The organism is Corynebacterium pseudotuberculosis, from assembly GCF_002155265.1.
GTDB classification, from domain to species: Bacteria; Actinomycetota; Actinomycetes; order Mycobacteriales; family Mycobacteriaceae; genus Corynebacterium; species Corynebacterium pseudotuberculosis.
Map to the genome: position 1 here is coordinate 769,090 of NZ_CP021251.1, position 12,016 is coordinate 781,105.

10 protein-coding genes and 1 pseudogene are annotated in these 12,016 nt (G+C 54.1%); 7 read left to right on the top strand and 4 right to left on the bottom strand.

The genetic code is table 11. From position 1 onward, the window contains the following. Positions 1-254 precede the first annotated feature (254 nt). From dnaK to CpATCC19410_RS03625, 4 genes are all read left to right on the top strand, one after another. Entirely contained in the window at positions 255-2,087 is a 1,833-nt protein-coding gene (dnaK, locus tag CpATCC19410_RS03610; protein ID WP_013242753.1) for a molecular chaperone DnaK, read from the top strand. Beyond that, on the top strand, positions 2,084-2,728 hold the full coding sequence (gene grpE, locus CpATCC19410_RS03615) for a nucleotide exchange factor GrpE (protein ID WP_013242752.1): 645 nt from the start codon (positions 2,084-2,086) through the stop codon (positions 2,726-2,728). Before dnaK ends, grpE begins: the two co-directional genes overlap by 4 nt. Before the next feature lie 159 nt (positions 2,729-2,887). Further along, complete coding sequence (gene dnaJ, locus CpATCC19410_RS03620) at positions 2,888-4,078, top strand: molecular chaperone DnaJ (protein WP_014300985.1); 1,191 nt, start codon at positions 2,888-2,890, stop codon at positions 4,076-4,078. A gap of 19 nt (positions 4,079-4,097) precedes the next feature. Further along, positions 4,098-4,499, top strand: coding sequence for a heat shock protein transcriptional repressor HspR (locus tag CpATCC19410_RS03625; RefSeq protein ID WP_013242750.1), 402 nt, complete (start codon positions 4,098-4,100; stop codon positions 4,497-4,499). A 155-nt stretch (positions 4,500-4,654) separates the two neighbouring features. On the opposite strand, the gene CpATCC19410_RS03630 is transcribed toward CpATCC19410_RS03625, so the two are convergent. Both CpATCC19410_RS03630 and CpATCC19410_RS03635 read right to left on the bottom strand, forming a co-directional pair. Further along, positions 4,655-5,794 carry an endo-beta-N-acetylglucosaminidase gene (locus tag CpATCC19410_RS03630; protein ID WP_014522771.1) on the bottom strand — a complete coding sequence of 380 codons (1,140 nt, stop codon included), beginning with the start codon at positions 5,792-5,794 and terminating at the stop codon, positions 4,655-4,657. Between the two features lie 186 nt (positions 5,795-5,980). Next, positions 5,981-6,589: a hypothetical protein gene (locus tag CpATCC19410_RS03635; protein WP_013242748.1), complete on the bottom strand. Its 609-nt coding sequence runs from the start codon at positions 6,587-6,589 to the stop codon at positions 5,981-5,983. A 404-nt stretch (positions 6,590-6,993) separates the two neighbouring features. Here CpATCC19410_RS03635 and exaC point away from each other — a divergent pair. Both exaC and adhP read left to right on the top strand, forming a co-directional pair. Beyond that, a pseudogene (gene exaC / locus CpATCC19410_RS03640) lies at positions 6,994-8,515 on the top strand (acetaldehyde dehydrogenase ExaC). Positions 8,516-8,651: 136 nt separating this feature from the next. Next, on the top strand, positions 8,652-9,689 hold the full coding sequence (gene adhP / locus CpATCC19410_RS03645) for an alcohol dehydrogenase AdhP (protein ID WP_014300984.1): 1,038 nt from the start codon (positions 8,652-8,654) through the stop codon (positions 9,687-9,689). Here adhP and CpATCC19410_RS03650 read toward each other — a convergent pair. After that, on the bottom strand, positions 9,686-10,780 hold the full coding sequence (locus CpATCC19410_RS03650) for an alpha/beta hydrolase (protein ID WP_014401421.1): 1,095 nt from the start codon (positions 10,778-10,780) through the stop codon (positions 9,686-9,688). The genes adhP and CpATCC19410_RS03650 overlap by 4 nt on opposite strands. Beyond that, positions 10,777-11,022 carry a hypothetical protein gene (locus tag CpATCC19410_RS03655; RefSeq protein ID WP_038616413.1) on the bottom strand — a complete coding sequence of 82 codons (246 nt, stop codon included), beginning with the start codon at positions 11,020-11,022 and terminating at the stop codon, positions 10,777-10,779. The genes CpATCC19410_RS03650 and CpATCC19410_RS03655 overlap by 4 nt, the downstream gene beginning before the upstream one ends. A 109-nt stretch (positions 11,023-11,131) precedes the next feature. Here CpATCC19410_RS03655 and CpATCC19410_RS03660 point away from each other — a divergent pair, with 109 nt between their 5' ends. After that, positions 11,132-11,968, top strand: coding sequence for a carbon-nitrogen hydrolase family protein (locus CpATCC19410_RS03660; RefSeq protein ID WP_014401420.1), 837 nt, complete (start codon positions 11,132-11,134; stop codon positions 11,966-11,968). The last annotated feature ends 48 nt before the right edge of the window (positions 11,969-12,016 follow it).

The window sequence follows — 12,016 nt, forward strand, 5'->3', positions numbered from 1 at the left end:
TATTCAATGAAGCGCCCGCCGCGGGTTTTTGCTTGTATTTACCTGCGGAAATAGAAGATTTTAAAAAAATTGAGTCTAGTGGGAACAACTTTGCGTGAGATGTCGTTATGGATAGTGTCAGGTTGAGTGACACGCGCTCAAGATATCTGGTAAGTTCTTCACTTGTAGTTGGACGGTCCCGTAAAATTGAGTCGACGTCAGTCAACTTTAGGTAAAACGTTAAAAATACAACCAAACACCCAGGAGGACATCACATGGGACGCGCAGTAGGAATTGATCTCGGTACCACCAACTCGGTGGTTTCTGTACTGGAGGGTGGCGAGGCTCAGGTTATCGCCAACTCTGAGGGCTCTCGCACCACCCCTTCGGTGGTCGCTTTTGCTAAAAACGGTGAGGTTTTGGTCGGCCAGTCCGCCAAGAACCAGGCCGTGACTAACGTTGACCGCACCATTCGATCCGTTAAGCGCCACATTGGTACCGATTGGACTGTGGATATCGATGGCAAGAAGTACACCCCACAGGAAATTTCTGCTCGTACTTTGATGAAGTTGAAGAGGGACGCGGAGTCCTACTTGGGCGATGAGGTCACCGATGCAGTGATTACGGTCCCCGCGTACTTCTCCGATGCTCAGCGTCAGGCAACCAAGGAGGCTGGCCAGATCGCAGGACTGAACGTTCTGCGTATTGTCAACGAGCCCACCGCAGCTGCCCTGGCTTATGGCCTGGAAAAGGGCGAGAAAGAGCAGACCATCCTGGTCTTCGACCTTGGTGGCGGCACGTTCGACGTCTCCCTCCTGGAGATCGGCGACGGTGTTGTTGAGGTTCGCGCAACCGCTGGTGATAACGAGCTCGGTGGCGATGACTGGGACAACCGCGTGGTTGAGTGGCTCGTAGACAAGTTCAAGAGCAGCAATGGCGTGGACCTGTCCAAGGACAAGATGGCCATGCAGCGCCTCCGCGAGGCAGCTGAGAAGACAAAGATCGAGCTATCTTCTTCTCAGTCCGCGACCATTAACCTTCCGTACATCACCGTCGATGCAGACAAGAACCCGCTGTTCTTGGATGAGACCCTGTCTCGCACCGAGTTCCAGCGCATCACCCAGGATCTGCTTGATCGCACCAAGGCGCCGTTCAACCAGGTAATCAAGGACGCAGGTGTGTCTGTCTCTGAGATTGATCACGTTGTGCTGGTCGGTGGTTCCACGCGTATGCCGGCTGTCTCTGAGTTGGTGAAGGAACTCACCGGTGGGCGCGAGCCTAACAAGGGTGTTAACCCGGACGAGGTCGTGGCCGTAGGTGCTGCACTTCAGGCTGGCGTTTTGCGCGGCGAGGTTAAAGACGTCTTGCTTCTAGACGTCACCCCGCTCTCCTTGGGTATTGAGACCAAGGGTGGCGTGATGACCAAGCTGATCGAGCGCAACACCACCATCCCGACCAAGCGTTCTGAGACCTTTACCACGGCTGAGGACAACCAGCCTTCCGTTCAGATTCAGGTGTTCCAGGGCGAGCGAGAGATCGCGGCTCACAACAAGCTGCTGGGTTCCTTCGAGCTCGGAGGCATCGCTCCTGCTCCTCGTGGCATCCCACAGATCGAGGTCACCTTTGACATCGACGCTAACGGCATTGTCTCCGTATCCGCTAAGGATAAGGGCACTGGTAAGGAAAACACCATCAAGATCCAGGACGGTTCCGGTCTGTCTCAGGAAGAGATCGATCGCATGGTCAAGGATGCAGAGCAGCACGCAGAGGAAGACAAGAAGCGTCGCGAGGAGCAGGAAACTCGCAACTCCGCTGAGACCATGGCATACCAGACCCGCAAGTTCTTGGAGGAGAACGGCGAGAAGGTTTCTGAAGACCTGAAGAGCAAGGTCATTGCAGCTGCCGACGCTGTTGATGAGGCTCTTAAGGGTGATGACATCGAGGCCATCAAGACTGCCGTGGAGAAGCTGTCTACCGAGTCTCAGGAGATGGGTAAGGCAATCTACGAGGCAGAGGCTGCTAACGCAGGGGCTGCCGACGCTGCCACCAAGGCCGACCCGAATGTCGTTGACGCTGAGGTTGTGGACGAGGAGGAAGAGAAGAAGTGACCCAATCCAACGGTATGCCCGATAATCCGGGCGATCCCGAGCACACAGACCCAGAGGCAACCTCTGCGGAACGCGCAGAGGCGGCTGCTGAGGAAGCAGAACGTGCAGATCAGGACAACTTTGAGCCGGAAATCGACCCCATGTTGGAAGCCGATCTCGAAGAAGCCCTTGCTGATATCGACGCCGAGGTGGCTGAACAAGCTGCCGAGCCTACGCTAGAGGAACAGCTCGCTGAGAGGACTGAGGACCTCCAGCGGGTGAGCGCAGAGTACGCGAATTATCGTCGTCGCACTGAGCGCGAGCGTCAGGTCGGCGTGGAGGCTGCCAAAGCTCAGGTGATCACGCAGCTGCTCCCGGTACTCGACGATCTTGATCTCGCGGAGAAGCACGGTGATCTTGCAGAAGGTCCTCTGAAAGCTTTCCGCGACAAGTTCGTCGGCGTGGTCGAGGGACTGAAGGTCACTCCTTTTGGTGAGGAAGGCGACGCCTTTGACGCTGAGCGTCACGAGGCCGTCCAGGATCTCTCGTCCGGTGATGAGAAAGTCTTGGGAACGGTTCTGCGCCGCGGCTATCAGATGGGCGACCGTTTGCTTCGCACCGCGATGGTGATCATCGCAGATCCTGCGGAACCTACGGAGTAGTTCCAACCGCAGAATGAGGAAAGTGCATATGAGGGCGCGGGGCTTTTCCACAAGAGAATCCTGCCGCGCCCTTTGTGCGTGAGATAAAGAAAATCGTTAAATTTACGAACTCGGAAGAGCCCAGTCTCAGACGATGTTCCTGAAAGGAGGAGATGCCCAATGGCTGTGAAAAACGAATGGGCTGAAAAAGACTATTACGCTGACTTAGGGGTCTCTTCGAAGGCAACAGAGTCTGAGATTAAAAAGGCGTACCGCAAGTTAGCGCGCGAGAACCATCCCGATTCTCATCCCGGCGACAAAGCTGCGGAAGATCGTTTCAAGCAGGTCGCAGAAGCCTATGATGTGGTTGGCGATGACGCCAAGCGCAAGGAATATGATGAGTTCAAGGCCATGATCGCCAGCGGCGGTATGCGTGGCTTTGGACAGAACGGAGGCGCCGGATTCCCCGGCGGGTTTCGGGCGCAGGAGAACTTCGACTTCGGAGACATCTTCGGGAATCGATCTGGATCGGGTGGAGGCTTCTCTCAAGAAGGTGGTCTGGGGGATATCTTCGGTGGCCTTTTCAACCGCGGCGGTGGTGCTCGCAGCACAGTTAGGCCGACGCGGGGGGCGGACGTTGAAACGCAAATAACCCTGGACTTCCGTGAGGCTGCAAAGGGAACCACAATCCCAGTGCAGCTTACAGGCGATGCGCCCTGTTCTACATGCCATGGTTCGGGCTCTCAAAGCGGTGCTCCCACTACGTGTAGCCATTGCAACGGCACGGGATTTACCTCAGAAAACAGAGGGGCCTTCGGGTTTTCCGCACCGTGTAAGCACTGTGGAGGCACGGGTAAGGAAATCACAGACCCCTGCCCCGATTGCAACGGCACGGGTACAGTGCGCAGGACCAAATCTATCACCGTGCGTATTCCCGTAGGCGTGATCGACGGGCAGAAAGTCCGACTCGCAGGGCAGGGCGAGGCTGGGCCGAATGGTACGCCTGCCGGCGACCTTTTTGTTACCGTGCATGTGCGCAATGACAAAGTGTTTACTCGTTCCGGAGACGATCTGGAGGTAACGGTTCCTGTCTCTTTCGCGGAACTGGCGCTGGGAGACACAGTCTCCGTACCCACGCTGGATGTTCCGGTTAGAGTTCGCATTCCTTCTGGAACTCCCGATGGCCGCGTGCTGCGGGTTCGGGGTAAAGGGGTGCCTAAGCGAGACGGCACTGCCGGCGACCTGCTGGTCAAAGTTCAAGTCCAGGTTCCCAAGAACCTTGACGCCGCGCAGGCTAGTGCCCTGAGGGCTTATGCGCAGGCAGAGAAGGATTCTGGATTCGACCCCCGTGCTGGTTGGGCCGGAAAATAACACGGAGGAGGTATGAAGGATGGCAGGCAGAAGCGATCCTGAGTTTGGTGAGGTCTTTGTCATCTCCGTGGCCGCCGAACTATCTGGCATGCACGCTCAGACGCTGCGGACCTATGATCGGCTCGGTTTGGTTACCCCACAACGTACTCGTGGCGGTGGGCGTAGGTACTCCCGCTCGGACGTAGAACTACTGCGAACCGTCCAGCGTTTGAGCCAAGAAGAAGGCGTTAACCTGGCGGGGATTAAAGCGATCATTGAGCTGAAAAAGGAAAACAAGAAGCTCCACAATGAGCTCATGGCCGCGCGAGAAGAGCTGGATCAGCTAAAACAAAACGGCGCTCGTCCCCGTGGGGAGATCGTGCATGTTCCCCGTTCCACAGCAGTGGTGATGTGGGAGCCGCGCCGCGGGAAGAGCTCCTAGACATAGCAAAGGCCCACCACTTGCAGAATCCCCAATATTCGCGTGCGAGTGGTGGGCCTTGTGTTATGCGCCCGTGAGATTATTTTTGTTATTTGCTATAGAGTCCTCCTCTAGGTGTTGGGAGTTATAGGAATTGTGAAAGGAAAACTACTGGTTTATCTAGAACCAGTTGGCTTTCCTAAGTCTGTAGACGATTCGCCGGTGGTTAGCTCGATTGCGCGCTTGGTAAAGGCAAAATCGGTCGGTTTGAGTGTGGTGAAATCGTCTCCATCGTAGGTGCGCCCGTCCCTATCCAGGGCGTAGGCGAAGGTCCCGCCCTTTTCTCCGCCTTCTGGCTTCCACTCTGCGACCTGCATTGCGCCAGATTTATTCACTTCTCCTACTGCGGTGAGGAATCGATTTGTGTCATTTTCCTCCGGGTGGGCATACCCAGCCATAAACTGGCAGGAATTGATCTTGTCTCGGAAGCCATTCCATACCTGGGTGACGCTCTCTTTTGTGTCCTTCTTATAGGTCTGAGCCAGGACATAATCCACTAGGTCTGCGACCAGCCCGACCTGTGATGTCTGGGCATTATCAAAGGTGTCATAAATAAGGTACTTATAACCCTCATGATCTGGCTTTTTCCCCTCATTTGCAGGGGCTTTGGGGCCCATGAGCTCGGAGAACGCTCCCATGATTTTGCGCAGCTGCCACTTGAGGTTTAGTTGTTTCTCCACCTGGCGGAGTTCCATGTCTACGTCTAAGCCATCAAGATTATGTTTGACGACGTACTCGTTATATACATCGCGTGCTATCTCCCGATACTTGTAGTCGTCTTCAACATGCTTTCCGTAGAGGTTTTTATCTTTAATCTTATTGAGCAGCAACTGCGCGCCGACGGTCCGAACAACTCGGGTACCGCGTTTTTTGAGCTCGGGCTGGTATTCCCTGTGGAAGGTTTCCCAGAATTGCTGATCGCTCTTCTGATTATCTTCCACAGGGAACAACGAGACCATATTGACGTGCTCGGGAATGTCCGTCAGCTTGACCTGGAGCTTGTCTTTCCAAGGGTCGTCGTCCTTAAGCTGGATGGCCTTATCGCGCCAGGTGCGGTAATAGCCGAAGAAAATTGGTTTGGCGTTACATGTTGTTTGCACTCCCACCGTGTCTGCGCGTCCAGGGCTTGCTTTCAGCGGCTCTTTGGACAAGGTTGCAGACTCTGCGGATGCTACAGCGCTAAAAGTGCTAGCAAAGAGAGCGGAAGTTATGCCTACCGTAATAAGGCGTGAGACTGATCGAGGAGAATTATGCATAGTGCCTGCCCCTTCAATAAGACATCGTTAAGAAGTAAGTCCTATCTTAAGACTGCATTTAATCCTGGGCAAGTGAAAAGTTATATAAATTTAAGTATTTGTGTCACATATATCAAGGTTTTGGGATGGTGGGGACGGTCAAGGTTTCCTTTGGCGTATCCCCACCCGTGTGAAAACTCTCAAAATTTATCCCTTGGGGGTCACTGTTGCCGAGGCGAGTTGGACGTCCGGCTTGGTGGTGCAGCTAGATGTTGCCGTTGCGCTGAAGATGAACACGTAGGCGCGGACGGTGCCTGAGGTTGCATCTTTGGTCGTTTTGAAGACCACAGAGTCACCTCCAGTGGCCTGGAGTTTAATGCTAAGTTCCGGCACTGAGGTGGTGAGTGTGCCGTGGGAGATGGATGCCACTAGCTTGTTGGAGAGTGTCAGGATTCCGTTGGATAGGGTGACGCCGGGCTGATTTTCTACAAGTTTGACGTTGTTTCCAACATTGATATTGATCGTGCTTTTCTCCATTTTGACACTGCCGACCCTGTTGAGAGAGTTGTTGTGGAGGGAGACGTCGGAAAGCTTAACTTTTGCTGTAAAGGTTTCTCCCTTTGTAACTTTCTCCGGGAGGGTGACATTGAACGTGGTTTTTGTTTCCTGAACGGTCTTTCCATACCTTCCGGCGTCTATGCTGCAGCTTAGTGACGTTTCTACGGGTGCAGCATAGGCGGTAGCTGGAAGGGCTCCGATAATCAGTGAGCTGGCGATGATTCCAGAGCAGATGCGGGCTTTGTGCAGGTAACGCATGGTAAAACTCCTCTTTGACTTGTTGTTGCATGAAATGAAACTGTGTACAAGCCCCTGAGGGACGAGGTTAAATCGTTTTTCTGGAGGGGAGCGATTAGAAAACCTTTTGGGCTTAATTCAATGTTAGATGAACCTTATATATGTTTGATATAGGAAAAGGTTGCAATTTCATTAAGCTTTGGGGCGGGGGTAAAAATTGCAAACTTTACAAAGTCCGCCCTTTAACGGCGGAGGTAGGCGCCATCAAGGGCTAGCAAGTTTTAAATGCAGAAATGGGGGGTGTTAAACGTCTCAAAAGGCTATAAGGTTGACTGTTAGGGGTTATAGAGTGATGCAGGACGCACAAGATTGTTTCTTGTAGGTAACCTCACTATCGGCTAGGCCTACCTAAGGAGTGATTGACCGTGACAATTTACGCTAATCCGGGTACTGAAGGCGCAGTTGCTCACTATAAGAAGCGCTATGACAATTACATTGGTGGCCAGTGGGTGCCGCCTGTTCATGGTGAGTATCTGGATAATGTCACTCCGGTCACTGGGGAAGTCTTCTGCCAGGTGGCTCGCGGTAAAGCCGAAGATATTGAGAAAGCTCTAGACGCTGCGCATGCTGCCGCAGAGGCATGGGGGAAGACTTCTCCAGCGGAACGCGCCCTAATGCTGCATCGGATCGCGGATCGCATGGAGGAACACCTAGAAGAGATTGCTGTGGCAGAGACCTGGGAAAACGGCAAGGCTGTGCGTGAGACATTGGCTGCCGACATTCCCCTGGCCATTGATCACTTCCGCTACTTTGCAGGTGCCATTCGCGCTCAAGAATCGCGGACCTCGCAGATTGATCACAACACGGTCGCTTATCACTTCCATGAGCCAATTGGCGTAGTGGGGCAGATCATCCCATGGAACTTTCCGCTGTTGATGGCGGCCTGGAAGATTGCTCCCGCTTTGGCTGCCGGCAATGCGATTGTGCTTAAGCCGGCTGAGCAAACCCCGGCCTCGATTCTGTACTGGATTGACATCGTGGGCGACCTCATCCCGGATGGCGTGCTCAATATCGTGAACGGCCTGGGCGAAGAAGCCGGTGTGGCACTCTCCAGCTCTAATCGCATTGGCAAGATCGCTTTTACTGGTTCGACGCAGGTGGGCAAGCTGATTAACAGGGCTGCTGCAGACAAGATTATTCCTGTCACGCTGGAGCTGGGCGGAAAATCACCATCGATTTTCTTTGGTGATGTTATGGACTATGAGGATCCCTTCCGGGATAAATGTGTTGAAGGCCTTGCGATGTTTGCTCTTAACCAGGGTGAAGTGTGCACCTGTCCCTCGCGCGCACTCGTGCACGAGTCGATTGCGGAGGAATTCCTTGCGCTAGGTGTGGAGCGAGTACGCAAGATCAAGCTGGGTAATCCACTGGATACTGAGACCATGATGGGTGCACAGGCCTCCATGGAGCAAATGGATAAAATTTCCGGTTACTTGGAGATCGGGCCAAAGGAAGGGGCGGAGGTGCTCGCCGGAGGTCATGTGAACCGTATCGAGGGGCTGGAAAACGGCTATTACATTGAGCCGACCATTTTCAAGGGCACTAATGACATGCGCATTTTCCAGGAGGAAATCTTTGGCCCGGTGCTCTCTGTTGCCACGTTTAGTGATTTTGATGAGGCCATCCGAATTGCCAAATGACACCAACTATGGGCTCGGGGCCGGCGTGTGGACCCGGCATCAGAACACCGCGTATCGCGCGGGACGTGCCATTCAGGCGGGTCGTGTGTGGGTGAACCAGTATCACAATTACCCAGCTCACGCTGCCTTTGGTGGGTATAAGGAATCCGGAATTGGCCGTGAGACTCACCTGATGATGCTCGATCATTATCAGCAGACCAAGAACCTGCTCGTTTCTTATGACGAGAATCCCACGGGCTTATTTTAGTTGCTTTTAACTGAATATGGTTGTGTCCCCAGCCGGCGTCATGCCGGTTGGGGTTCAGTCGTTTAGGGGACTTAATGAATACCGTTCCCAACAAGGTGTAGGTATTGACAATGCCTACGAGAAAGGAAAGATCGACGTGAAAACCGATTTCCCTGAGGCCTTCACCGCCGCTGTAGTTGACAACTTTGGCCCTGAACTCAATATCCACGATGTTGTTTTGCCCGAGCCGGGACCTAATCAGGCATTGGTAAAGCTGGTGGCCTCTGGTATTTGCCATACAGATCTTCATGCGGCGGAAGGGGACTGGCCGGTAAAACCGGAACCGCCTTTTGTCCCCGGGCATGAAGGCGTGGGGGAAGTTGTGAAATTGGGACCCGGCCATCATCGCGTGCAACTTGGAGACATGGTGGGCAACGTTTGGCTTTGGTCCGCCTGTGGGGAGTGCGAGTACTGCCGCACCGGACGTGAAACCCTTTGCAATGACGCCGAATATGGCGGCTATACGGTCGACGGCTCTTTTGGTGAATACATGCTGGTAGATACCCGCTACTGTGCGCGTATTCCAGAAGGCTCCGATCCAGTTGAAGTGGCCCCCATCTTGTGTGCCGGCGTGACCGTGTACAAAGGCCTCAAAGAAACCGAGTGTAAGCCGGGCCAGTACATGGTGATTTCCGGCATCGGTGGCCTAGGGCATATCGCTGTGCAGTATGCGGTGGCTATGGGAATGCGAGTGATCGCTGTGGATATTGCAGATGAGAAGCTCGAGCTGGCGCGTAAGCACGGTGCAGAATTTGCAGTCAATGCGTTGAAGGAAGACCCGGTTGAGTCGATCAACGCATTTACCTCAGGTGGTGCGCATGGCGTTTTGGTCACTGCCGTGCACCCGCAGGCGTTTGGACAAGCCATCGGGATGGCCAGAAAAGGCGGAACCATCGTATTTAATGGGCTTCCTCCAGGAGAGTTCCCGGCACCGATTTTTGAGATTGTGTTCAAGGGGTTAACTATTCGCGGTTCATTGGTGGGAACGCGCCAGGACCTAGAAGAAGCCCTGGATTTCTATGCACGCGGAATGATCAAACCGACCGTTACGGAATGCAAGCTTGGCGACGTCAACAGTGTCTTCGCCGATATGCATAAAGGCACGGTTGATGGTCGCATGGCTATTAGGTATTAACGCCGTGCCTCTGCCGCAAGGCGCGTGAGAAAAAGCGGGCTGGTTACATAGCTCGAATGCCCTCCGGGGATTCCCCATTGTTCGGCCGGGAAACCGGCCGCGGTGGGGTCTTTGCCGTGCAGGGCTGTGTATTTGGTTCCGGTTAATCCGATGGGGTCTAAAGATCCGAGGGCTGAGATGACGCGAGGTGAATCGGAATTGAGTTTGATCTCCGGGGAAACTCCGGGGCTGCCAGCAAAAATAAGGGTATCTGCGTCTAGCCCGGTTGCCGCTGCTTTGCCTGCAACTACAGAACCATAGCTGTGCCCTAATACCAGTAGTTTTGCCCTGGGGTTTCTGAGGCGCAAGGAGGACTGAAAATCTTTTAATGCCTGTGCCCCACGAGATGCGGGAGCTGTGGCAATTGCGGCGGGGAGATTGGCCGGGGCGGAGTATCCCAGCCAGGCAACGGCCGCCCCTCCCGTTACTTGGGATATGCGTTTGGCGGTGTAAAAGCTATCTGACCAGGTAGTGGGGTCGGAAGATGTTACTCCGGCCACGAGGGTGGTGATCGAGCTGGCTGTGGATACATTGCCGAAGGCGACTACCGCGTGGTGGGCGTCTAGCTGGAGTATCTCGGCGTCGGGAAAGTCGGTGCGTAGCTGCGTTGCGGTTAGTGTGCTCGGGAGGTAATCGGATTCATCGGTGCACAAAGCCGCGAGTTGTGTGATGGAGTGGGCGCAGGTGGCGTCGAGAAGCTTTCCTGCTTCTTCCAGATACATGATGGCTCTAGTGAGGATGATGGATTCATCGACGGTGCGTTGCGGAAGTAAGAGTAAGTGCTCGTGATGGCGTTCTAATTCTTTTTGAAGATGGGCGGTCATGGAGAGGATGCGTGCAATGCATCTGGCTGTCTTATGGGGATCGGCCCAGCGGTTAAGGGGTCGGATGAGCGCGGCGGCTGCGCTCTCAAAGGCTCTCCCGCAAAGCTGTTCTAACCCTCGGTTCCACGTGGAACGAAGATCATGGGCGGCAGAGCTCCCTGAGCTGGAAAAGGCTGAAAACGCATGGGCGGAATTGCGGAGTTGTCGGGATTCTAATGTGAACATCACAAGGTCTGGAGCGATCGCGAGGTTGCTGAGTCTGTTTCCATGAGCAGGGTGATTGTTTCACGCACCTGGAAAAGCAGGTTGGCGATGCCCTCCTCATGCCTATGCGTGGCGAGTTTTGCAGAACTGAGAAAGTGATCCAGGGCTGAAGCTGTTGCGCTTGGCCTCATGTGCAGGACAGGAGCGTGTGCGTGCGGGACGGCGCAGAGATGGGATAGGGCTGCTGGCTGGATAATCATGGTCATACTGGGTAGCGTGCGCGTGCTGGGAGATATGTGCAAGCACATGTTCTGGGGCGGGAAAGATCTGTGAGTTAAGTGAAAACTATCCACAAGAGGCCTAGACTATAGGGGTATGCGAATTGCGTTGGCACAAATTTCTGCTACAGGCAACAAACAGGAAAATCTGCGTCTGATTGAAGATCAGACACGGTATGCGGCGCAGCGGGGGGCTAATCTGGTGGTTTTCCCCGAGGCCTCAATGCAGGCATTTGATACTGGACGCCTAGATATAAATGCTGAGGATATATCAGGGGCTTTTGTGGGGCGGATCAAGGAGCTGACCGATGAGCTGGGCATTGGCGTCGCGGTGGGGATGTTTACTCCGGCGGATACGGTAGACGTTGAGGGAAAGAGCATCAACAGGGTGCATAACACGCTGGTTGTTACTCTTCCGGGGGCGGAAAATCCGATTTTTTATAACAAAATCCATACGTATGATGCCTTTGGCTATCACGAATCTCATACCGTTAAGGCCGGGGAGGATGTGGTTATTTTCTCCTACGGGGGAATCACTTTTGGCTTGTCTACCTGCTATGACGTGAGGCTTCCTGGGCAATTCCGGACGCTGGCGCAGCGTGGGGCGGAAGTGATCCTGCTGCCGGCTAGCTGGGCTAATGGCACGGGTAAGAAGGAACAATGGCAGTTGCTTACGGCTGCGCGGGCTCTGGATGCAACGTGTTTTGTGGTGGCGGTGGATCAGGCGGACTCTGGGGTAAAAGGCCCGACTGGCATTGGTTTTTCTCGGGTCATCGGACCGGATGGGGTGTGCATAGCGGAAGCTGGTGCCGGGCCTGAACTGCTCATCGCCGATATCTCTACGAAGGATCTTTCCGACGTTAGATCTGCCATACCCGTTTTATTGGGTGTGGATGAGTACGCAAACGCCTCTCTCGAGCCTAACAATATTTAAGCTTGTCGTTTGTTTTCATTTAGTTAGCGTTAGGGAAAAATCGCCGAA

Bases quoted from the DNA above. Each gene is read 5' to 3' on its own strand.
- dnaK (WP_013242753.1), top strand. From the start codon at position 255: ATGGGACGCGCAGTAGGAATTGATCTCGGTACCACCAACTCGGTGGTT.
- CpATCC19410_RS03635 (WP_013242748.1), bottom strand. From the start codon at position 6,589: ATGCGTTACCTGCACAAAGCCCGCATCTGCTCTGGAATCATCGCCAGC.
- CpATCC19410_RS03655 (WP_038616413.1), bottom strand. From the start codon at position 11,022: ATGACCATGATTATCCAGCCAGCAGCCCTATCCCATCTCTGCGCCGTC.
- CpATCC19410_RS03660 (WP_014401420.1), top strand. From the start codon at position 11,132: ATGCGAATTGCGTTGGCACAAATTTCTGCTACAGGCAACAAACAGGAA.
- CpATCC19410_RS03625 (WP_013242750.1), top strand. From the start codon at position 4,098: ATGGCAGGCAGAAGCGATCCTGAGTTTGGTGAGGTCTTTGTCATCTCC.
- dnaJ (WP_014300985.1), top strand. From the start codon at position 2,888: ATGGCTGTGAAAAACGAATGGGCTGAAAAAGACTATTACGCTGACTTA.
- CpATCC19410_RS03630 (WP_014522771.1), bottom strand. From the start codon at position 5,794: ATGCATAATTCTCCTCGATCAGTCTCACGCCTTATTACGGTAGGCATA.